Source organism: Vibrio navarrensis, assembly GCF_015767675.1.
Taxonomy (GTDB): Bacteria; Pseudomonadota; Gammaproteobacteria; order Enterobacterales; family Vibrionaceae; genus Vibrio.
Genome location: NZ_CP065217.1, coordinates 197,209 through 219,472, shown reverse-complemented (window position 1 = coordinate 219,472; position 22,264 = coordinate 197,209). Strand labels below are relative to the sequence as shown.

Annotated in this window: 24 protein-coding genes; 5 read left to right on the top strand and 19 right to left on the bottom strand. The window is 47.8% G+C overall.

Annotation, left to right across the window (positions count from 1 at the left end; genetic code table 11):
- The 11 genes from I3X05_RS01000 to I3X05_RS00950 form a co-directional block, all read right to left on the bottom strand.
- On the bottom strand, window positions 1-1,104 hold the full coding sequence (locus tag I3X05_RS01000; protein WP_045569368.1) for a DegT/DnrJ/EryC1/StrS family aminotransferase: 1,104 nt from the start codon (window positions 1,102-1,104) through the stop codon (window positions 1-3).
- The gene (locus I3X05_RS00995; protein WP_045569367.1) at window positions 1,097-1,567 is read right to left on the bottom strand and encodes an acyltransferase; all 471 of its coding nucleotides are present in this window, start codon (window positions 1,565-1,567) and stop codon (window positions 1,097-1,099) included. The genes I3X05_RS01000 and I3X05_RS00995 overlap by 8 nt, the downstream gene beginning before the upstream one ends.
- A complete protein-coding gene (locus tag I3X05_RS00990; protein WP_045569366.1) occupies window positions 1,545-1,964 on the bottom strand; it encodes a sugar 3,4-ketoisomerase in 420 nt (139 codons plus the stop codon). The genes I3X05_RS00995 and I3X05_RS00990 overlap by 23 nt, the downstream gene beginning before the upstream one ends.
- 120 nt (window positions 1,965-2,084) lie before the next feature.
- Complete coding sequence (rfbC, locus tag I3X05_RS00985) at window positions 2,085-2,642, bottom strand: dTDP-4-dehydrorhamnose 3,5-epimerase (protein WP_045569365.1); 558 nt, start codon at window positions 2,640-2,642, stop codon at window positions 2,085-2,087.
- A gap of 1 nt (window position 2,643) precedes the next feature.
- The gene (gene rfbD, locus I3X05_RS00980; protein WP_045569364.1) at window positions 2,644-3,522 is read right to left on the bottom strand and encodes a dTDP-4-dehydrorhamnose reductase; all 879 of its coding nucleotides are present in this window, start codon (window positions 3,520-3,522) and stop codon (window positions 2,644-2,646) included.
- The gene (gene rfbA / locus I3X05_RS00975) at window positions 3,519-4,406 is read right to left on the bottom strand and encodes a glucose-1-phosphate thymidylyltransferase RfbA (RefSeq protein WP_045569363.1); all 888 of its coding nucleotides are present in this window, start codon (window positions 4,404-4,406) and stop codon (window positions 3,519-3,521) included. Before rfbA ends, rfbD begins: the two co-directional genes overlap by 4 nt.
- A gap of 79 nt (window positions 4,407-4,485) precedes the next feature.
- Window positions 4,486-5,547: a dTDP-glucose 4,6-dehydratase gene (gene rfbB / locus I3X05_RS00970; RefSeq protein WP_045569362.1), complete on the bottom strand. Its 1,062-nt coding sequence runs from the start codon at window positions 5,545-5,547 to the stop codon at window positions 4,486-4,488.
- On the bottom strand, window positions 5,544-6,407 hold the full coding sequence (locus I3X05_RS00965) for a glycosyltransferase family 2 protein (protein ID WP_045569361.1): 864 nt from the start codon (window positions 6,405-6,407) through the stop codon (window positions 5,544-5,546). The genes rfbB and I3X05_RS00965 overlap by 4 nt, the downstream gene beginning before the upstream one ends.
- 10 nt (window positions 6,408-6,417) lie before the next feature.
- Entirely contained in the window at window positions 6,418-8,253 is a 1,836-nt protein-coding gene (locus I3X05_RS00960; RefSeq protein ID WP_045569360.1) for a DUF3413 domain-containing protein, read from the bottom strand.
- A gap of 28 nt (window positions 8,254-8,281) precedes the next feature.
- Window positions 8,282-8,992: a 3-deoxy-D-manno-octulosonic acid kinase gene (locus I3X05_RS00955; protein WP_045569359.1), complete on the bottom strand. Its 711-nt coding sequence runs from the start codon at window positions 8,990-8,992 to the stop codon at window positions 8,282-8,284.
- A gap of 2 nt (window positions 8,993-8,994) precedes the next feature.
- Window positions 8,995-9,384 (bottom strand): diacylglycerol kinase, encoded by a 390-nt coding sequence (locus tag I3X05_RS00950; protein WP_039462185.1) that lies wholly within the window; start codon window positions 9,382-9,384, stop codon window positions 8,995-8,997.
- A gap of 104 nt (window positions 9,385-9,488) precedes the next feature.
- Here I3X05_RS00950 and I3X05_RS00945 point away from each other — a divergent pair, with 104 nt between their 5' ends.
- Both I3X05_RS00945 and I3X05_RS00940 read left to right on the top strand, forming a co-directional pair.
- Complete coding sequence (locus I3X05_RS00945; protein ID WP_045569358.1) at window positions 9,489-10,556, top strand: glycosyltransferase family 9 protein; 1,068 nt, start codon at window positions 9,489-9,491, stop codon at window positions 10,554-10,556.
- Window positions 10,549-11,349, top strand: a complete 801-nt coding sequence (locus I3X05_RS00940) for a glycosyltransferase family 2 protein (protein WP_045569357.1) — start codon at window positions 10,549-10,551, stop codon at window positions 11,347-11,349. Before I3X05_RS00945 ends, I3X05_RS00940 begins: the two co-directional genes overlap by 8 nt.
- Here I3X05_RS00940 and I3X05_RS00935 read toward each other — a convergent pair.
- Entirely contained in the window at window positions 11,325-12,341 is a 1,017-nt protein-coding gene (locus tag I3X05_RS00935; protein WP_045569356.1) for a glycosyltransferase family 4 protein, read from the bottom strand. The two genes, I3X05_RS00940 and I3X05_RS00935, sit on opposite strands and share 25 nt — an antisense overlap.
- 223 nt (window positions 12,342-12,564) lie before the next feature.
- Here I3X05_RS00935 and coaD point away from each other — a divergent pair, with 223 nt between their 5' ends.
- The gene (gene coaD, locus I3X05_RS00930; protein WP_045569355.1) at window positions 12,565-13,059 is read left to right on the top strand and encodes a pantetheine-phosphate adenylyltransferase; all 495 of its coding nucleotides are present in this window, start codon (window positions 12,565-12,567) and stop codon (window positions 13,057-13,059) included.
- Between the two features lie 60 nt (window positions 13,060-13,119).
- On the opposite strand, the gene I3X05_RS00925 is transcribed toward coaD, so the two are convergent.
- The 7 genes from I3X05_RS00925 to I3X05_RS00895 form a co-directional block, all read right to left on the bottom strand.
- Window positions 13,120-15,096 carry an LTA synthase family protein gene (locus tag I3X05_RS00925; protein ID WP_045569354.1) on the bottom strand — a complete coding sequence of 659 codons (1,977 nt, stop codon included), beginning with the start codon at window positions 15,094-15,096 and terminating at the stop codon, window positions 13,120-13,122.
- A 111-nt stretch (window positions 15,097-15,207) separates the two neighbouring features.
- The gene (gene mutM / locus I3X05_RS00920; RefSeq protein ID WP_193167874.1) at window positions 15,208-16,017 is read right to left on the bottom strand and encodes a bifunctional DNA-formamidopyrimidine glycosylase/DNA-(apurinic or apyrimidinic site) lyase; all 810 of its coding nucleotides are present in this window, start codon (window positions 16,015-16,017) and stop codon (window positions 15,208-15,210) included.
- Between the two features lie 195 nt (window positions 16,018-16,212).
- Window positions 16,213-16,695, bottom strand: coding sequence for a hypothetical protein (locus I3X05_RS00915; RefSeq protein WP_045572404.1), 483 nt, complete (start codon window positions 16,693-16,695; stop codon window positions 16,213-16,215).
- 191 nt (window positions 16,696-16,886) lie between these two features.
- Entirely contained in the window at window positions 16,887-17,057 is a 171-nt protein-coding gene (gene rpmG, locus I3X05_RS00910) for a 50S ribosomal protein L33 (protein ID WP_039422766.1), read from the bottom strand.
- 15 nt (window positions 17,058-17,072) lie between these two features.
- A complete protein-coding gene (gene rpmB, locus I3X05_RS00905; protein WP_045572403.1) occupies window positions 17,073-17,309 on the bottom strand; it encodes a 50S ribosomal protein L28 in 237 nt (78 codons plus the stop codon).
- Between the two features lie 311 nt (window positions 17,310-17,620).
- Window positions 17,621-18,295, bottom strand: coding sequence for a RadC family protein (gene radC, locus I3X05_RS00900; protein WP_045572402.1), 675 nt, complete (start codon window positions 18,293-18,295; stop codon window positions 17,621-17,623).
- A 113-nt stretch (window positions 18,296-18,408) separates the two neighbouring features.
- Window positions 18,409-20,076, bottom strand: a complete 1,668-nt coding sequence (locus I3X05_RS00895; protein ID WP_139046433.1) for a methyl-accepting chemotaxis protein — start codon at window positions 20,074-20,076, stop codon at window positions 18,409-18,411.
- 250 nt (window positions 20,077-20,326) lie between these two features.
- Here I3X05_RS00895 and coaBC point away from each other — a divergent pair, with 250 nt between their 5' ends.
- Window positions 20,327-21,532, top strand: a complete 1,206-nt coding sequence (gene coaBC / locus I3X05_RS00890; RefSeq protein WP_045572400.1) for a bifunctional phosphopantothenoylcysteine decarboxylase/phosphopantothenate--cysteine ligase CoaBC — start codon at window positions 20,327-20,329, stop codon at window positions 21,530-21,532.
- 141 nt (window positions 21,533-21,673) lie between these two features.
- Complete coding sequence (gene slmA, locus I3X05_RS00885) at window positions 21,674-22,264, top strand: nucleoid occlusion factor SlmA (RefSeq protein WP_039422755.1); 591 nt, start codon at window positions 21,674-21,676, stop codon at window positions 22,262-22,264.

The window sequence follows — 22,264 nt, the reverse complement described above, 5'->3', positions numbered from 1 at the left end:
TTAGACCTTAAAAGAGTTGACGGCATTGACGACATGTGCGCGTTCATTCTCATTTAAATACGGAGACATTGGCAATGACAAGACTTCATTCTGCAGCTGTTCCGTGAGAGGCAAACTGAGGTGGTTAAACTCGCTGTACGCTTGCTGCTTATGGGGCGCTATCGGATAATGAACTTGAGTCTGAATACCTTGGTCAGAGAGGTGCTTAGCCAGCGCGTCTCGGTGCTTACAACGAACGACAAACAGATGCCAAACATGAGCTTCTTTGTTAGCAACACAAGGCAGTCCGATTAATGGATTGGAGATCTCTCTCAAGTAGTAATCGGCCAATTCTTGACGCGCCTTTGTTTGCTCCGGTAAATAGCGCAATTTGACGGAGAGCAGCGCCGATTGCATTTCATCAAGTCGACTATTTAAACCTTGGTATAAGTTTTGGTATTTAACATGTGAACCGTAATTACGTAATGCACGCAGCGTTACGGCTAACTCGTCATCATTCGTGGTAATTGCACCACCGTCACCTAAAGCTCCTAAGTTTTTACCTGGGTAGAAGCTAAAACCAGAGGCATCTCCCCAAGCCCCTGACTTTTTGCCGGCTAAGATCGCACCATGTGATTGAGCGCTATCCTCAAGCACAAGTAAATCGTATCTAGCGGCCAGATCCATAACTGCTGGCATATCAGTGAGCTGACCATACAAATGCACGGGCAAAATAACTTTGGTTTTTTCAGTAATGGCCGCTTCAATGGCTTTTGGACAAAGGTTATAAGTCTGTGCATCGGGTTCGACAAATACTGGCGTTAGTTCTGCCTCAGTAATCGCTAACACCGAAGCAATGTAAGTGTTCCCCGGAACAATGACTTCATCGCCCTTGCAGACTTTACCTAGCTCTCGCCATGCTTTTAAAGTGAGTGTTAGTGCATCTAGGCCGTTAGCAACACCAATACAATGCTTCACACCACAATAGTCCGCAAATTCCTGTTCAAATTGTGCGGTTTCTTTGCCGAGAATATACCAACCCGACTCAATAACTCGCACGCATGCCTGCTTTAATTGCTCTTCGTACTGAGCGTTTAAGCGTCTTAGCTCTAAAAAATTAATCATTCTTTTTCTCTATGTAACGAACTATTTTTGCCGGACTGCCCATAACCACTGCACGATCGGGAACGGAGTGAGTCACGATACTGCCCGCTCCGATCATGGCATATTTGCCAATCGTAAGACCTGGTAGGATTGTCGCATTCGCTCCAATTGAAGCGCCTGACATTATTTTTGTTTTAGGGTATTCACTAACCCATTCTTTTGAGCGAGGAAATTTGTCATTAGTGAATACGGCAGAGGGACCAATAAATACATCATTTTCTATTTCAATCCCATCCCAAAGATAAACTCCGCATTTCACTGTAACTCGATCGCCCAGTACTACGTCATTTTCGATAAACGTGTGCGCACAAATATTACAGTCTCGACCAATTTTTGCACCAGCTAGCACGACCGCGAATTGCCATATGGACGTCCCCTCTCCTATATTAGAAGAGGCAACATCACTGAGAGGATGAATTAGCACGATTCGCCTCCTGCTTAAACATTTCATAATCACGGATATAATCCGCTTCATCGTAAAGCTCACTCGCTATAACCATCAGCACACAATCTTCTGAAAAATTATGCATTTCACGCCATATCAGACCTTTCATATGCAGACCTTCATCTGGTGAAGATAAGGTTTTCGTCTCTTGTTTAACACCATTGTCGAGTCGAAATGTCACGCTACCTTTAAGGCAAATTACCATCTGTTCAAGGTTGTAATGCGCATGGTAACCACGAGAAACGCCTAGTTTAGTACCAAAAATATAGTAAATACGCTTGATATCAAAAGGAACATCTACCCCTTGCTCTAAAGCAATCAAGGAACCTCTTTCATCACCTTTGATAGGAAAATTAAGCACTGATATATTTTTCATTTTAATGTTTATCCATTACTCTGTTCATTACCGCTAAGTCATAAAATGCCAACGGAAACCACAGGCAAACTCAATCTATCAACCATATAAAGATAATTAATTATTCAAACCATCGTAAGGCTAGATTGATAACAATATCGCTTGGGGAAAAAAGCTAGCAGAGGCATCTTTACCAGACAATACTGGCTCTCCTGCGTGTTCTAATGGCCAATCGATGCCGATATCCGGATCATTCCATGAGATGCACTGTTCTGCCTGAGGATTGTAGTAGTCGGTGCATTTATACACAAATTCAGCTTCATCGCTGGTTACATAAAAACCGTGGGCAAAGCCCTCTGGGATCCAAAGTTGACGTTTGTTTTCTGCAGAGAGGTAAGTTCCTACCCACTGACCAAATGTTGGTGAGTTTATCCGAATATCCACCGCTACATCAAACACTTCACCAGAAACCACACGCACTAGTTTGCCCTGGGTGTTTTGCGTCTGATAATGCAGACCTCGCAGAATGCCTTTTTTTGACTTTGAGTGATTATCTTGTACAAATCGGGTGTTTTTTCCTGTTACAAGCTCTTCAAATTGCTTCTGATTCCACGTTTCCATGAAAAAACCACGCTCATCACCAAAAACAGAAGGCTCAATAATTTTCACTTCAGGGATCTTAGTATCAACCACTTTCATATTATTGTTCCATATAGATATCGAGTTGTTTTAAAACACTTTTCCAACTTTTAGGCCCTAATTTCAAATGCGTCTCGATTTTTCGGTTACTCAGCCTAGAATTGTTCGGCCTTTTCGCTGCAGTTGGGTATTCAAACGTGCTTAATGGTTTTAATAGTACCTCTTTCTTTATCACCCCTTGTTTATAAGCGAGTGAAAATATCTCTTGAGCAAACTCAAACCAGCTTACATAAGGCTCACCAGAAAAGTGGTAGATGCCATAATCCAAAACGTCATTGCGCTCCAAATGTTCTATAAGTTGTGAGATCACTAAGGAGATATCACCAGCATAGGTTGGCCCTCCAAATTGATCTGCCACAACTCCTAACTGCTCTCGCTCTCTTCCAAGCTTCAACATCGTTTTAACAAAATTACTTCCAAACTCTGAAAATACCCATGATGTACGGAGGATGTAGTATTGAGAACAACAACTTTGTACTGCTTTTTCACCCGCTAACTTGCTCATTCCATATACATTGCATGGGTCAGGGCGATCCTGCTCAACGTAGGAGGTTTGTTTATTGCCATTAAAAACATAATCGGTTGATATATGTATCAAGGTGCTACCATATTTATGACAGGCTTTGGCTAGCAGCTTCGGCCCTTGTTCATTGGCCAAATATGCAACTTTTGGATCACTTTCTGCTTTATCCACGGCAGTGTAGGCTGCCGTATTGATAACAATATCAGGCTTGAGTGAGGAAAAGATCTCTTCAACACTTCGTCCATCACAAATATCAAGCTGTTCGCGATTGAGTGGGAAAACCTCAGTCCTCCCATTGAGCTGCCTAACCAAGCATTGACCTAGTTGCCCATCAGATCCAGTAATCACGACTCTCATACTGAGGCTCTCTCTTTAATAAGCGCGAGAAGATACTGACCATAATCGTTTTTTAGCATCACTTTAGCTAAAGCAACCAACTCTTTGTCACTCAGCCAACCTCTTCGCCAGGCAATCTCTTCTAAACAAGCGACCTTCAGACCCTGAACATTTTCTATCGTTTCAACAAAAGAAGAAGCTTCGTGCAAACTGGCATGCGTGCCTGTATCAAGCCAAGCAAAACCTCGCCCTAGCAGCTCGACATTTAAGTTCTTTTGCTCAAGATACATCTGATTCAAGGTCGTGATTTCTAGTTCTCCACGCGCAGAGGGTTTCACCTGCTTGGCCATTTCAATTACTTGGTTGTCATAGAAATAGAGTCCAGTCACTGCGTAGTTTGATTTGGGCTCTTTGGGCTTTTCTTCTATTGAAATCGCCTGCATATTAGCATCAAACGCCACCACGCCGAAACGCTCTGGATCTTTGACCTGATAACCAAACACCGTCGCACCTTGGCCATTTTCCGCTCTTTCTACCGCATGCTTGAGTTTAGGCGTAAAACCTTGTCCGTAGAAAATATTGTCTCCTAGCACTAAACACACAGAATCTGAGCCGATAAACTCTTCACCAATGATAAAGGCTTGCGCTAAACCATCGGGAGAAGGTTGTACCGCATAGTGCAGTGTGATGCCAAAATCAGAGCCATCGCCAAGCAGGCGCTGAAAACTCGCTTGATCTTCGGGAGTGGTGATGACAAGGATCTCGCGAATACCCGCTAGCATCAGCACCGACAACGGGTAGTAAATCATTGGTTTATCGTAAACGGGTAACAACTGCTTAGAGACGCCGCGCGTAATCGGGTACAAACGAGTACCAGAGCCACCAGCAAGAATAATACCTTTCATTGAAAATAGGTCCTAGATTTCTAGGTCCTAGGCCCTAGACAAGAGCAAGGGCATAGAACCTGCAATTTAAATATCCAAGTTAGTTTGTGCCAAGACGTTCACGAGAATAGGAACTGTCTAATACTCGAGACCACCATGCTTGATTGTTTAGATACCATTCAACGGTTTTACGAATACCGGATTCAAAGGTCTCTGCTGGTTTCCAACCAAGTTCACGTTCAATTTTACTTGCGTCAATCGCGTAGCGCACATCATGACCTGGGCGATCTTTAACGTAAGTGATAAGAGAGTCGTAAGACGTAACGCCAGCAGGTTTCTCGGGGCGGTACCCTTCAAGTAACGCGCAAATGGTTTTCACCACTTCGATATTTGCTTTTTCGTTGTGACCGCCGATATTGTACGTCTCACCTACATCGCCTTCAGTCACCACTTTGTAAAGTGCGCGTGCATGATCCTCAACAAACAGCCAGTCGCGAATTTGCATACCATCCCCGTAAACAGGTAATGGTTTGCCATCGAGCGCATTCAAAATCATTAGCGGGATGAGTTTCTCTGGGAAGTGGTACGGGCCATAGTTGTTGGAGCAGTTGGTCACTATCGTGGGTAAACCATAGGTGCGTTGCCAAGCTCTTACTAAGTGATCACTAGAAGCTTTCGACGCAGAATAAGGGCTACTCGGCGTATAAGCGGTGGTTTCAGTGAACAGATCATCAGTGCCTTCCAGATCGCCGTACACTTCATCGGTTGAGATATGATGGAAACGAAAGCGCGCTTTAGCGCTTTCTTCTAAAGTCAGCCAATACGCACGTGCTGCTTCCAAAAGATTGTAGGTACCCACAATATTGGTTTGGATAAAAGCCGCGGGGCCATCAATTGAGCGGTCAACGTGCGATTCCGCCGCCAGATGCATCACGGCATCAGGCGCGTGATGAGCGAAGACGCGTTCCAGCTCCGCACCGTCACAAATATCCACCTTTTCAAAGGTATAACGTGGATTGTCAACTACGTCGGCGAGCGATTCAAGATTGCCCGCATAGGTCAGTTTGTCTAAATTAATTACGCTATCTTGCGTGTGATTAATAATATGCCTAACGACCGCAGAGCCGATAAAACCTGCGCCACCTGTGACTAATATTTTCATTGATGTTCCTTTAACGTATCAATACCTTGCTCAGCCCATGAGCGTTTATGCTCCATGGTATCGAGGAATAACTCATAATTTGGCGATGTACGGCTGAGCCAAGGGTGATAAATGTGCAGCTGAATGGCCAGCCCTTTCAATACTCTTGTGCTGATACCGACCAAGCCTAATCGGTAATCAAGATCGGTATCCTCGCCAACGGCTGGTGCTTCATAACGCATATCAAAGCCATTGACTTTGATTAAATCGTTTTTATACAGCGAAAAGTTACAACCTAAAATGCCCGCTGGCTTGAAACCGCCAATCAACTTCTGTTGCCAAGCATAGGGTAACCGGATCCCTTTCTCAACATGACGCCCTCTATTGCTACGCCCTTTTGTGGCAGCATCAGGTGAGGTAAACAAGTACTGACGGAATATTTGCCATTTATACTGGCTGAAAAACGTTTCTGGGCTTGCACTGCCCTGCATTAAGGGGGTAAACGGCTCCGGCAGTTCGACCCGGCGACCACTAAGGACACGGCCTCGCTGTGCATGATTGACATGATCTTCAATGAAGTGCTTTTGCGGAATGCAGTCACCATCAATAAAGATTAAGTACTCAGACTCCGCCGCGAGCACCGCGTGATTTAATATGCGGTTTTTCCGAAAGCCTTTATCTTCGTGCCAGACTGTTTTAAGCGGGAAAGGAAGTTGGCTCTTTTTTTCTTCAATCCAATCAACGGCATCCTGTTTGGATCCATCATCGGCAATCACCACCTCAAAATCCATACACGATTGAGCCGAGAGTGCCTTCAAGATCAAACCAAGCGCCTGAGTGTTATTATAAAAGGCGATTATTAGCGAGGCTTTAATGGTCATAACTTATCTTTTACTTACTAAACCGACTAATCTGCTCTAGCGCTTGCTGCAGATAAGTAAAGTTAGGTTGTTGATCTTTCAATTGGCGGTTGGTTTTGTCCATAAATTGGTATTGGCCACCGCCACCCACTTCGAGAATGTTGTCATTGGTAATGATGGCATAGCCACTGTAGTTAGAGGAAATGATCCAATCACGTTTTACCGCTTTGCCCAACAAATCTTCGCCGACTGAGTAATCTTTAACGTCGTTGGTAACGCCGAGATAGTGCTTCATCAAGGTAGGCACTACATCTTGGTGACTGGTTAGCGCCTCGGAGCTCCACTGCATGTTTTCAGCATCAACACCGGGGCCAAATATCGCAAACGGCACGTTGACCTGTGCATCGGTGAAGTTACTGTTGTGGCCCCAGAAGTTGAGCTTGTTGTCGTTCATCTCTTGTCCGTGGTCACCAGTAATGATCACGAGCGTATTGTCCAGATCGCCACTCTCTTTGAGTTTATCGAGCACTTTGGCCGCCATTGAATCGACATAACGAACGCTGGTTTTATAACGATTGAAGAAAGGTGCAGGATCCGTGTCGTTATTTAGCTTGAGGTAGTTAACCTCTTTCAGCATCGGCTCATATTTCGGTTCGAAATTGGGCGGGAAATCATAGCCATGTGGCGCATCGTAAAACAGGAAAGAGAACGTTGGCTTAGATTTATCACGTTGATCATACCAAGCTAACCAATCTTGGGTTAAGTCGGCATCTAACTCGGATGGACGGTTGCCTTTTGAGCCAATACGCAGGTTTTCCACTTTGGTAAAAACCGTTTGATTGAACTCTGGTGTACGCAGCTGCGCGGCAGTAAAGATACCAAGCTGATAATCCATCGCTTGCAGACGGTCAATTAGAACCGGACTTTGCTGGTTGGCTAAAAAGCCATGCCAGTACGTTCCCGGCACTCCGTAAAATAGCCCAAAAATCCCCGTACGGGTCGCATTCCCCGTGGAGATATGGTTATTGAACACCACACCCGCTTGAGCATATTTCCACATATTAGGGGTGTTTTCCGCGTTAAAGGTGTCTGCACGCCATGAATCGACCACCAGCAGCATGATGTTAACTGGCTTTTCGACTGGCTGAGTTTGCAGCGGTGCTAAAGGATAGTTGAGATCATTTTTACGCTTAAAAGCCAATGCCTTCTGCCTTTCCAACGCTTCTTCATCCACCCAGCCACGTTTACGCATAAATTTATCCGCCGTGGCAGGATAGAACAGCGGCAGGTAGCGTTTGACTGTCGTCACAGGCTGGTAGGCATGCGCGGCCGCCCAAATATGAATAGCATTGGTGGCAAGTAATGCCACGAAGGTCAAAAGCGCGAACTTACGCCCTAACTTCAGCTTGCGCACTGGCGCGCCAGCTTCTAGCCAGCGAATTAACCACCACTGCGCCGCTAGCAGAATTACGACACCACCTATCACCATCAGCCAAGTGCTCAATGGAAAACTGACAATCTGCCCTGACATCACCAGTTCAAGCACCACGGCATTGATATGGAATCGGTATTGCGCAAAGACGATGGTATCAATAAACAGCGTCGCGACGCCGAGTGAGGCAATCAAAGCTTGAGTACCATTGCGCAGTGATTGAGGTAGTAGCAGCGCTGGAATGGCAAGCAGACCAATCAACGCGGCAAGCAGTGTCATTTGCCCCCAAGTGCCCGCGAGAATAAAAGTGATGCCTAACGGATCGCCCGGAAACTCAGGTAAAAACGCGAAGAAACGGCTGGCGATGAGCATGAGCACTAGGGCGTTAATCAGAATAAACCAGCCGTGAGCATGCAGCTTTTGTTTGAAGGACATTGACTATTTCCTGAAACGTAATAATAAGTTATTGGATGCTTTGATAGCCTTGTAGCAAAGCTTGAAAGTCATCACCGTGCCAGTGAATGTTTCGTTTCACTAACTCTTTGTTAAATGAGCGTAGTAAGCGCGCTAAATTCGCTTGTTTCCACGCTTCTCCCGGCTGTGAAAAGCACTTATCAAAATCGATAATCCATACCTTTTGCTGATCATCCAACAGAATATTATGGATGTTCAGATCGGTATGATTGACGCCCACTTGGTGCATCTTGGCAATTTCGATCCCAATTTGATGATAAAGCTCCGCACTCAAGTGAGAAGAGTGTAAAACTGCAACTAAGTCTTGCGCGTTAGCAATTCGTTCACTAAGCAAATCCGCTTGATAAAACGGCCCTTTTTTTACCGCGCGAGCGGCAATCGGCCGAGGAACATTGACGCCCGCCGTGCGCAGTTGGCTCAGAAGCTCAAACTCGGCCACACTGCGAGTCTTATCCCAACCCGTGAACCAGTAGCGATCTTTAACCAACTTACCAAATAGGCCACCACGGCGGTAATGGCGCAGTGCGGCCTGTCTATCATCTAGCTGCACAAACCACGTGGTGCCGCGGCCAAAAGCGCTCCCCAGTACAAGGTTGTTTTGCTGCCAATAGTCTGCATCAAATAGTGGTAGAGTCGGGTCGGCGACCATCTCTGCGTCATAACAGAGATAGGCATCGCCAATTTGCTTGCGTTGTATCATGCTCACCACCAGTGGTAACTGCCGATGATGTACAACCAAGTGAATCCGGCAAACGTCAGCGCGACTAAAACGGCCGCCGAGCCGATATCTTTTGCCCGGCCACTTAGTTCATGATGTTCCACACCTATGCGGTCAACGACAGCTTCAACAGCGGAATTCAGCAGCTCAACAATTAATACCAGCACTACTACTGCCAGCATGGTAATGCGCTCAAGCATAGTGACATCCAGCCAGCAAACCAACACAATTGCCGCCAGTAGCAAGGCCGATTCTTGACGTACCGCCGCTTCGTGTTTAAACGCTGCTTTCAATCCTTGAATCGAATAGCCTGTCGCTTTAATAATGCGTTTTAGCCCCGTATTTCCCGGTTTGCCGAGATTTTCCTGAGTCATAAAGGTGCAGCCTTATAATCTATTTGCGCTTTTAAAAGAGGCTTATTTTACATTTATCTCGGGTATCTGCATAATTTAGCCAGATTTTTTTGTGAGCTTTGATTATGCCGCTGTTTAGCCAAGCCCCAGATTCTGTTTGTTTCCTAAGATTATCCGCTATCGGCGATGTTTGTCATGCGGTGGCTGCCGTACAAGCCTTGCAGCGTCACTGGCCAGAAACCAAAGTGACTTGGATTATCGGCAAAGTCGAAGCGCAGCTTTTGCAAGGACTTGAAGGCGTTGAGCTGATTGTGTTTGACAAAAAGCAAGGCCTTAAAGGGATGCAGGCGGTGTGGGCGCAATTGCAAGGGCGCCGTTTCGATGCGCTGGTCCATATGCAGCTCGCCTTGCGCGCTAGCCTGTTAACCTTGGGCATTAAGGCGCGCTATAAAGTAGGGTTTCACTTGAAACGCGCTAAAGAAGGCCAGTGGTTGTTTACTAATCGTAAGATTGCCGACACCGATTCCGCCCACGTGTTGGATAGCTTCTACTCGTTTATTGAGTATTTGGGCGTTCCGCGCTCACTTCCTCAGTGGAATCTGCCGATTAGCGCCGCGGATCATCAGTTTGCCAGCGACGCGCTGGGCGATAAACCGACCTTGGTTATCTCGCCAGCCGCGAGTAAAGATGAGCGCAACTGGTTGAGTGAACGATACGCCGCTCTCGCCGACTACGCCTATACGCGCGGTTATCAAGTGGCGATTTGTGGCTCTCCAGCAGAACGTGAAAAACGCCTCGCAGATGAGATTATTCGTCAAATGTCGCACCCTGCGCTCAACTTGGTTGGTCAAACCAACTTAAAACAGCTCACCGCACTGTTAGCCAAAGCAAGCTTGGTGGTGGCCCCCGATTCCGGCCCAGCGCATATCGCCACCACTCAAGGCACGCCAGTGATTGGCCTTTATGGCCACAGCAACCCCAAGCGAACTGGCCCTTACAACAATTTAGCGCAGGTGGTCAGCGTGTATGAATCTTTCGCCGAGCAACAATACGGCAAACCTGCGGCGCAACTGGCGTGGAGTACCCGCGTGAAAGGTAAGCACATAATGCAACAAATCACCTTGGATGCCGTGAAAACCGCATTCGATAGGCTCATTCAAGATTACAATCCCAAAGGTAGGCAAGATGTCTGATTTTCCGGCCAAGGCCACAAGCAAACCGACGTTGGCCGTTGCGCTGATCGTCAAAAACGAAGCGTCTAATCTGGATGCCTGCTTAAAAACCGTCGAAGGCTGGGTGGATGAAATTGTCATTCTCGATTCAGGCAGCAGCGACGAAACCGAAGCGATTGCCAGAAAGTACACCGATAAATTCTTCGTCAACACAGCGTGGCCAGGTTTTGGCCCACAACGTCGCTTGGCGCAGGAGTACGTTGAATCAGATTACGTGCTTTGGCTGGATGCCGATGAGCGCGTCACGCCAGAACTAAAGGCAAGTATTCTGCTGGTTCTGCAGACCGCTCAGCAAAACTCCGTATTCAAACTGGTCAGACTCAATTACTTTCTCGGCAAAGCGATCCGTCATTGCGGCTGGTATCCTGAGTACGTGGTGCGCATGCATCATACTCAATTCACTACATACAACGACAATCTCGTGCATGAGAAGATCGTTATTCCTCAAGATTCACACATCGCCTCTTTAAAAGGCGATCTTATCCATTACCCTTATAAGAACATCAAACATTATCTAGCGAAGTCTTCTTCTTATGGTGAAATTTGGAGCGAAGAAAAAGCGTTGAAAGGCAAGCGTTCATCGGTTGGCAAAGCGATCACGCACTCACTTAGTGCCTTTATTAAAATGTATGTCGTAAAGCGTGGTTTTCTGGATGGAAAAGAAGGACTGATTTTGTCCCTCCTCTCCTCCTACTCGGTACTGGTAAAATATTTGTACTTATTTGAACATCAGCGGTCCAGCTCCCGAGAATAGAGCGCTTCATATTGCTCAGCCATTTTTTCAACTGAGAAGTCCATTTTATAGTGAGATACGTTTTTCTTCATTTGCCAGAATGTATCTCTGTTTCGATAAAGATGGAGTAGCTGGTGCGCCATTATTTTAGGTTCGGCATTGGGAATGATATAGCCGGTTTCTCCATCCACCACAATTTCCGGAATGCCTCCGGCATCACTTGTGATCACTGGAATGTCAAATTGATAGGCCTCTAAAATCGACGAGCCTAATCCTTCACTGCGTGATGGATGAATCAGAACATCTGTTTGCTTGAAAATGGAGGCCATATTGGGTGTAAATCCCCAAAAAGTGATGTTATCTAACCCCTTTGCAGACTCGAGTAGATTTTGATGTTCCGGCCCTGAACCCACTATCACAAAGTGAATATCAGGATTTACCAAAGAGACGATCTTAGCCGCTTCAATCGTCGCCTCTACATTTTTCAGTTTGATCAGGCTGCCGACTTGTGCCACTAAAAAATCGCCTGGTAATCGCTTAATTTGCTCTTCTTCCTCAATTGAACATGGGAAGCTTGAAAAACTGTCATGGATAACAAATCGATTGAGATTTAAATCCCAAATATTACTAAGAACTTTTTGACTAATACCGACAATCGCAGAGGCTTTACGATAGCTAGAAAGAGAAAAAGAGCCTTTTACTTTTTTATCTACCCTTCTTGTTACTATATATTTCTTTCCGGTTAACGCTGACACCAAACGAGCAATGTGCACACCTCTACCATCATGCGCATGCAATATTACTTTATCATTCTTAAAAGCAATATTTAACATTTCAAAAAATTTTACAATTGATAAGCCACACTTTTTAATTTCGTTATAAAATGGCTTACCTTTCTTTGCAAATACATAGTGGCGATAATTTATGGCATTCTTAATCAGGTTAAGAGTTTGTACTTCACCACCACCAAAACCAGAAGCCATATTTATATGAATAATGATAGATTCAGACATAACAAAAACCTTAACCAATGATAAACATAAAGACTATACACGATCTGATGGAACAGCGGCTACTTAAAAGCTATCGCTATAATTAAAAAACTCAAAATATCTTTTACGCTCTCTTTCAAATACGGAGAATAAATATTACATTCGATCTCTTAACGTAATTTTCATTGGTTTTGCAATAGTTTTTGACTACTATGCGAGGATAAAAACAAACGGATGCCATACTATGAATCTCAAACGCATTTCTCGAGTTATCTATCCAGGCACATTTGACCCTATCACCAATGGCCATTTGGATCTGGTGGAACGGGCGGCAAAAATGTTTGACGAAGTGATCATCGCGGTGGCCGCCAGCCCAAGTAAAAACACCATGTTTACCTTAGACGAGCGAGTGGACTTTGCCCGTCAGGTCACAAGCCATCTCGACAATGTCACCACACAGGGATTTACTGGTCTGATGGTCGACTTTGCTCGTGACGTCGACGCCAACGTGCTCATCCGCGGTTTGCGCACTACGGTCGATTTCGAGTATGAATTTGGCCTGACCAATATGTACCGTCGTCTGTTACCCGGCCTAGAAAGCGTGTTTCTCACCCCTTCGGAAGAGCACGCCTTTATCTCCTCGACTATCGTGCGAGAAGTGGCGATCCATGGCGGCGATGTGACTCAGTTCGTGCCTGAGATTGTTGCAAAAGCACTGCATCAGAAAAAGAAAGTCTGAATAACGCAAGCGCTGTCAACGAGTAAAATATCCCATTGCTTAACACAATGGGCGTCATCACTACTTTTGCGTCACCTGATAGCGCAAATACGCATTCATCAACTGACGATACTCTTTGGCCCATTCTGGATCTGGGTTAACACGGGTTTCTGTCTGCGACAGCAAACCATCCGCCCACGGATACAACACGTCTGGCTGACCAGTGCTGTACGCACCTTGCGAAGTGATCACTCGCGATGCGTTAAAGCCAATGTTACTCACCTCCTGGCTGGAGAGCAGATTCTCGCCTCCCAAAGAAATATAGCTCTGCCCAGAAAGGCTTAAGCTGTAAAGCGTTGGGAAAATATCACGGTGTGAACCCATTCGACTCGCATCGTAGTGGAAATCGACCTGAGTTAAGATCGATTGCGGAGCATAGAGATAAAACGGCACACCAAAGGTTAAGCCAAACTCATCTTCACGTTCTGTGGATAAATAGCGTACTCGATGATCACCCGAGGCGGCGATGATGGTCTTATCAGCAAGGGGAGAAGCCTTGATCCCTTGGACAAATTGCCCTAATGCATCGTTGGCATATTGGTATGCTTGTAACAGCTTTTCACCTTGATCCGCCATTGGGCCAAGCAGCGCAGCTAACCGTTCACTAACGTGAACTGGTTTAGGCTGATAATAGTCGGGCGCACGAAACGGCGAATGATTGGTTACCGTCATAATGTAGATCAGCGTCGGCTGTGTCGCTTCATCTAACAACTTACGGGCGAACTTAAAAGTGAATTCATCCGGCACGCCCCACGTATCGGCGTATTTACCTGCCTCTGGAAAGACATTTTTAATGCTATTTTCATCGTAAACTTGATCAAACCCCTGCACTGGCAGGTAATTAGATAAGTTGCGCCACATGCTGTTGCCACCATAGATAAACACCACACGATAACCTGCACGTTTGTAAGGCAGCACCGCTGAAGAGGGCAAAGCCACTTTTTGCGCGCTGGAGTGGCTGATGGTCGGCACATCGCTGTGCAGCAACATCATCACTATGCTGTCAATGGTCGCCGATGTCCCTGCCATAAAACGCTTGAAGACAAAATCTTGCGCAAAACCTTCACGCAACGCGCCAAGCAAATCGTTGTTTTGTGCATCGTCTTCAATCAGCACGTTGCTGCCCATGCCTTCCATCAACGCCATCACCACATGCGGCGGATTTTCTGCTAAATAACGGTTCTCTGGAGTGCGATACTCTGGGGTCGGTTGACCGAGCACTTTCAACATTTGCGCTTGCAACTCTTCGACTGAAATCGGCTCGAATTTCGACTGTTTTTTATAATCGCTTTTGGCCCAATCGAGTGCCATAAAGGCGTTCGGCGTGATGATATTAAGCACCTTGTATTCCGACACATTGGCGTGATAACGCTTTAGCGGTAAGGTACCGAGCGAACCGCGCGCAACGATCACGTATACTAGGATGGTCGCGAAGACAGAAAGTGTCGCCACGCTCCAATGCCGAGCAGAGCCACACCACTGCTTGGCGCGCGCCGCCAACCAAGCTGCGCCCTGATAGGCCAACCATGCCAGCGCAACTGAGATAAAGAAAGAGCGTAAAATCGGATAATCTTGCCAAGCATTCACCAATACGGCGTGAGTGTCATCGTCAAACAAGCCAAAGGCAAACACATCAATGTAGTTGCCATAAGTAACGTAGTAGTAATAGTTACCTATCGAAAAGGCGGTAAGGAGGAAGAAAATGAGCCCAACATAACTTGGCAAAAGCTTACGCCACCAGCAGAAGAGGCGGTGTGATGCCGCCATCACGAGTCCAGACAAAAGTAGCGGAGCGAACGCTAAAGCAATCACCTTGGCATCAAAACGCAGGCCAACATAAAAAGCGCGCCACACATCTTGGCTGAGAGCAGGCAAACGGGCCAAATCCGCCGCGAGTAAAAGAAAACAGCCACGCGAGATGCTCATCAGCATTAACGCGGCCAAAAACACAATCAATAAAATTCGCAGTAGCTGTCGAAACTGCTGTTGAAAGCCCATATTCCAAGAGATCCGCTGATGATAAAAACTGCGCGGAATGATAGCACGATGCGCTAAACTCCGTTCGAAAAAATCCTTATCTCACTAGAGAGCGGCGATTGCCATCGCAGGCTATTGTTGGCACTGATTGCAGAAAAAAGTATTGCGCTGGCCGATTTTCTGTTCTTGAATCGCTTCCCCGCACACTGGACACGCTTCCCCTGCTTTGCCATACACTTGCAACTCTTGGGCAAAGTAACCCGGTTTACCATCGGCTTGGGCAAAATCTTTGAGTGTTGTGCCACCTTGGCCAATCGCTGTGGTTAAGGTCTGCTTAATATGAACGACCAAGCGTTGCCACTCATCTGCGGAGAGCGACATCGCCGCCCGCGTTGGCAGGATCCGTGAATGAAACAGTGATTCACTGGCGTAAATGTTCCCCACGCCCACCACGATTTTATTGTCCATAATAAACTGCTTCACCGCCACGCGCTTACCTAGCGCCTTTTGCTGCATATACTCGGCGTGAAAATCATCGGTGAGCGGTTCTGGCCCCAACTTATCTAAAACCTCATGTGACTGACCCGGCTCGACATACAGCCAAGCGCCGAAGCGCCGCGGATCGTTGTAGCGCAGCACTTTGCCATTTGTCAGTAGCAGATCGACGTGATCGTGTTTGCCCGCGGGGAGTTCTGCATCCAAAACGCGCAGTGAACCCGACATGCCTAAATGGACAATCGCTGTGCCTGCTGCGGTCTCAATCAGCAGGTATTTGGCACGGCGCTTAATGGCGTCAATCACTTGCCCTTCCAGCCGCTTTAATTCTAGTGGAATGTCCCAACGCAATTTGGCGGTACGAAAAGTGAAACGGCGAATGGTTTGCTGATTTAAATGCGGGGTAATCCCCATTCTGCTGACTTCAACTTCAGGTAGTTCAGGCATGGTGGCTCCAAGATAAGGGCGGTTGCTAGGTGCTAGGTGCTAGGTGCTAGGTGCTAGGTGCTAGGTGCTAGGTGCTAGGTGCTAGGTTAAGGAAAAGCGGAGATGAGGTAAAGGCAAAAACGAGGCACGAGGTTACGAGGTAAAGAAATAAACCTAAAGAGCGAGCCAACTCGTCGCTGGCTCTTCAACCGAATGTTATTGCGGCATCAGGTACTCGGGAGAGACTGAGATGGCAATCCATTGATCCTGCCAGTTTTTAAACAGCCAGAAATCGCTTAAACGGTAGAAGGTGATGCGCTGCGGCTCTTCTTGGTCTTGGTACCATACTTCGATAGTTTCAGGGCTGCGTAGCTGGGCAGACAGTTTATCGACCGTCGCGTCATCAAGACGTGTGCCTTTTAAATCGCGCCAGCGATTGACCAGTGCAGCGGCTTCGACGGATAAGGTTTGATTCGACTGCCAATCGTCCCCGTGTTGCTCTAAAGCCCAATCAGAGAGATAGAAGGCCACCAAGGTTTCATTTGGATTGAGCAAGCTCGGGTATTGACTCTGGGCCACGGGATCATCCAGCAGATAGGTTTTGATCAAGGCAGGCGCATTAATGATCACAATGAAAAAGGTGATCCCGGCGATCAGAATATTATTCCAGCGACGACGACGTGAGGGGGATACGCGCATGATTTGAGTCCTGAGTGATAACTGTGCAAAGTATACCAACCAAGGGAAAAGCGAGGTACTGGTTTCTGGGTTCTGGGTTCTGGGTTCTGGGTTCTGGGTTCTGGGTTCTGGGTTCTGGGTTCTAAAAAATAACAATAAAAAACCCAGCTAAAAAGCTGGGTTTTCTATAATCTTCAAAGAGATGAAACCAATTACTTGATTTTCGCTTCTTTGTATACAACGTGCTTGCGAACTACTGGATCAAATTTTTTGATCTCGAATTTGCCTGGCATGTTGCGCTTGTTTTTGTCAGTTGTGTAGAAGTGACCAGTATCTGCAGTTGATACTAGACGAATTTTCTCACGAATGCCTTTCTTAGCCATTGCTAATTCCTCTTATTAAACGTTTTCGCCGCGTGCACGCATCTCAGTTAGTACAACATCGATACCTTTCTTATCGATGATGCGCATACCTTTTGCGGTCAGACGTAGTTTAACAAAACGTTTTTCGCTCTCTACCCAGAAACGATGAGTTTGTAGGTTCGGCAGAAAACGACGCTTAGTAGCATTTCGTGCGTGTGAGCGGTTGTTACCAACTGCAGGACGCTTACCAGTTACTTGGCATACTCGGGACATGAATGTCTTCTCCAAATCGTTTCAGCTCGATATCAACCTTGGTGGCCGAACCTCATCAATTAGAGGTTAAAAACCGTTATGGCATATCCATACAAGGCTATCAAAGGTCGCGCATTATACTAACTTGCCATGCATTGCTCAAGACCCGAACAGATCCTTTTTACAGGTTTTCGTGATCTTTTTTTAGACAGCACGCTTTCAAGTAGTCCAAGCTGAATGTAAGTTAAAAATTTTAGTGGCGTGGATTGTAGCAGAAACTCACTTATGAACAACAAAAAAGTTTGCCTGTCAATACGGGATAAAATTCACACTCATAGCCACCCTCGTTCGGCAAATGAAACCACCTCGCCATCCCCCACCACAAAGTGATCCAGCACACGAATATCCACCAGTGCCAAGGCATCACTCAGGCGCTGGGTTATCCGTCGGTCCGCTTGGCTTGGCTCGGCCACACCGGATGGGTGGTTGTGCGCCAAAATCACCGCTGCGGCATTGTGGTAAAGGGCACGTTTGACCACTTCACGCGGATAGACAGACGCAGAATCAATGGTGCCTTCAAACATCACCTCGTCTTTAATTACCCGATGTTGGTTGTCGAGAAACAGCAAGTAAAAAGCTTCGCGCTGTCGGTCACGTAATATTGAGGAAAGATAGAGTTTGGTGTGATGGGGGCTGGTTAGCGCTTCGCCGCGTTGCAAGGTTTCGGCTAAGTAGCGCTGCGTCATCTCAATCACCGCCTGTAGCTGCACATACTTGGCTTCCCCCAGCCCTTTGTGGCGACAAAACTCTTGCTGGTTCGCTGAAAAGAGCTTGCGCAGCGACCCAAAATCACGCAGTAGGAAATCGGCCAGTTCAATCACGTTCATCCCTTGCGTGCCAGTGCGCAGGAAGATCGCCAACAGCTCGGCATCAGATAAGGATTGCGGGCCACGGGAGAGCAGCTTCTCCCGGGGCATGGATTCACTCGGTAGGTTTTTCAGACTCATCAAGGCGCTCGTTTGGGAGAGATAAGCCAATTGACCTGAGAGCGCGACGTATGTCTAGATGCTTGATGGCGCTTTTCTATCCGCTCAATAACTTTATGTAACTGAGCGGTTTATCAGAGCTTAAAGTGTCCGACCAGAGCATGCATCTCGCGCCCGGAACTGCTGAGCTGGGTACTGATCGTCTCCGACTCTTGCAAGTTGCGATTGAGATCGTTGACGATTTGCGCAATCGCCACCAGATTTTGATTGATCTCTTCTGCAACCGCGCTTTGCTGCTCGGCCGCTGAGGCGGTTTGAATACCCATATCGCGGATCGTCCCCACCGCAGTTTGGATGCCCGCCAGCGAATTTTTGATTTGCACCGATTCAAGCGCCGTCTGCTCACCTCGCTCTTGGCTGACCGACATGGTGCTTACCGCACGGGCCACGCCACTTTGCAGCTGTTTCAGCATGTCACCAATTTCCAGCGTGCTGTTTTGCGTGCGACTGGCCAGCGAGCGAACCTCATCCGCCACCACAGCAAAGCCACGCCCTTGCTCTCCAGCGCGCGCCGCTTCAATCGCCGCGTTCAGCGCCAGAAGGTTGGTCTGCTCGGCAATCTCGCCAATCACTTGCAGCACTTTGGTGATCTGATCGGTCTGTTTGCTCAATTGAGAAATGGCCTCTGAGGTGGTGTTCACCTCATCCACCAGTTTGCCAATCCCCTCAATGGCATGGTTGACTTCCAGCTGTGCCTCGGAAATTTGCACGTTGGCCGAATCAATCGCCTGCGCCGTCGCATGGGTGTTGCTCGCCACTTCTTTGGCGGTGGCGCTCATCTCCGTCACCGCGGTCACCACCTTGTCGGTTTCGCTGCAGTGGCTTTGCATCTGCGAACTCGCCGTTGCTGTGTGTGCATCCAGACCACTGGCGGCTTCCTGCACCACTTGAGCGCTAGCACGGATCTCGACCATCATCGGATGCAGCTTGTCCATAAACTGATTAAACGCGTGCGCCACTTCGCCCACTTCATCTTGGCTCTCGACTTGCAAACGCGCGGTGAGATCGCCGCCACCAGCGGCCACCGCTTTTAAGGATTGGCTAATGTGCAACAAAGGTTGAATGCCACGTGTCACCAGCACGCTGATCGCCACACAGGCGAGCAATAAGCCAATCAGAGAGAAACCGACCGCCGACAGCGTATGCGCCTTGAGCTTGGCAATGCTCTGCTCGCGGTATTGATTCACTTGTCGGTCAATATCGTCGATGTAGATCCCAGTACCCAGCACCCAATCCCATTTCGGCAGATATTCCGCATAACCGAGCTTGGGCGCTTGGGCGTTAATGGTCGGTTTGTGCCAAGAGAAATAGAGAAAGCCATCGCCCTTTTTTGCGGCGTCAATCAGGCCAGCAATCACCGCCACGCCATTTTGGTCTTTCATCCCGTAGAGATTTTTCCCCTCCAGATCCGGTTTGATCGCATGTAAGGTATTCACCCCTTTGGAATCGTAGGCAAAGAAGTAGCCATCGCTGTCAAAGCGCATCGCTTTGAGGATCTGCTTTGCCTGCTGTTGGTGGCTGCCATCCACATCACTGTCATACAGCGGTTTGATGGCCGTCATCCCCATCATCAAATAGGCTTTTAACTCGCTTTTTCGCGTCTCAATCAGCTCGTTTCGGTAGTTTTTCAGCTCAACTTCAAGGCTTTGTTGGTTGTTAATATAAAAGACGGCGGTGATCATGGCCGAGATGAGTACCAAAGGTATTAAGGTGAGCAATAGCAGTTTATTGCGACTTTTCATAGCTAGTGACATAAGTATCCCAATGATTGTTATGGTTTTTATTTTTGCCATATCTTGCAGAGAAAAAATGCCTTGTCTGTGAGCTGCGCATAAATTTGCCTAATCCGCCCTCATTATTGACTGGCCTTTTGATACAGCTTCACTTCTGTGATTGCCCACTCGCGCACCTTCGGCGCAAACCAGCTCATCCAGTAACGAGCCGCGGCAAGTTGTGTTACTATCGGCGGCAGAATTTTGGGAGAACAACAAGATGCAAACATTGGCAGGAAAAAAAATACTACTGGGCATCAGTGGTGGAATTGCCGCCTATAAATGCGCGGATTTAACACGTCGCCTCAAAGAGCGAGGCGCTGAAGTACAGGTGGTGATGACCAAAGCGGCCAAAGAGTTTATCACGCCGCTCACCATGCAAGCCGTCTCTGGTCGCCCGGTCTCTGACAGCTTACTCGACCCGGCGGCAGAAGCGTCCATGGGTCATATCGAGCTGGCAAAATGGGCCGATCTGGTGCTACTTGCGCCAGCCACCGCCGATTTGATCGCCCGCATAGCCGCTGGCATGGGTAACGACCTGCTCACCACGCTGGTGCTGGCCACCGACGCACCAGTGGCGGTTTCTCCCGCTATGAACCAACAGATGTATCGCAATGTCGCCACGCAAGAGAACATGGCGACGCTGCTGCGCCGTGGCATGCACATTTGGGGCCCTGCGGCAGGCGAACAAGCCTGTGGCGATGTAGGCCCAGGCCGTATGCTGGAGCCGATGCAACTGGTGGAACTTTGCGAGCAGTTTTTCCAGCCCAAACCTTTGCAAGACACGTCGATTTTGATCACCGCCGGCCCAACCCGCGAAGCGATTGACCCGGTGCGCTATATCACCAACCACAGCTCAGGCAAAATGGGCTTTGCTTTGGCGCAAGCGGCCATGCAACTGGGGGCAAACGTGACCCTCGTCAGCGGGCCGGTTTCGCTCTCCACGCCAGTCAACGTCAACCGTATCCATGTCGACAGTGCGCAAGAGATGTATGACGTGGTGATGGCTCAAGCGGCCAGCCATGACATTTTTATTAGCTGCGCGGCGGTGGCCGACTATCGTCCAGCCAGCGTGGCTGAGCAGAAGTTGAAGAAAACCGACGACAGCGACGAAATGACCATTACCATGGTGAAAAACCCCGACATCGTTGCCTGCGTCTCGGCGATGGTAGAAAACCGCCCCTTCACCGTGGGCTTTGCGGCAGAAACCCACGATGTGGAGACCTATGCACGGCGTAAGCTAGAAAAGAAAAAGCTCGACATGTTGTGCGCCAATGACGTTTCGGTCGAAGGCCAAGGTTTCAACAGCAGCAACAACGCCATCACACTCTACTGGCCAGAGGGCGAGAGAGCCTTGCCACTGAGCAGCAAAGCGTCGCTGAGCGTCGAGATCCTCGATCAAATCCGTCTGCTGATGGATAAATAGTGTATGACAGTGGTTGAGCAGGCGCGCGCGTACAGCTTTTTGCCTTTATGTCTCACAAAACCTGCTCAATAACTACTGTCTTGTACTTGGCATACTGATATACTCGCTGACGAAAAAGTCTATTCAAAAGGAAGTTAATCAATGGCTGGCAGTAAAAAATCAAACCGCCGCGAAGAGATCCTCCAGGCGCTGGCTCAGATGCTGGAGTCCACGGAGGGCGCTTCACGCATTACCACGGCGAAACTGGCGCAGCAGGTCGGCGTTTCAGAAGCCGCGCTTTATCGCCATTTCCCCAGTAAAGCCCGCATGTTCGAAGGTTTGATCGAGTTCATTGAAGAGGCGCTGATGTCACGCATCAACCGAATTTTGGATGAGGAAAAAGATACGCTGGAGCGCATTCGCTTGGTGATTCATCTCATCTTGGCTTTTTCTGAGCGTAACCCAGGATTGACTCGCATTCTCTCCGGCCATGCACTGATGTTTGAAAACGAGCGCTTACGCGATCGCATCAACCAACTGTTTGAACGTATCGAAACCCAACTGCGTCAGATTCTACGTGAGCGTAAATTGCGCGAAGGCAAATCCTTCCCGGTTGAAGAAAAAATCTTGGCGGCGCAATTACTGGGCCAGGTGGAAGGCAGTTTGAACCGCTTTGTTCGCTCCGACTTTCGCTATCAACCCACTGAAAATTTTGAAGAATACTGGGCACTGCTCAGTGCACAAATACAATAA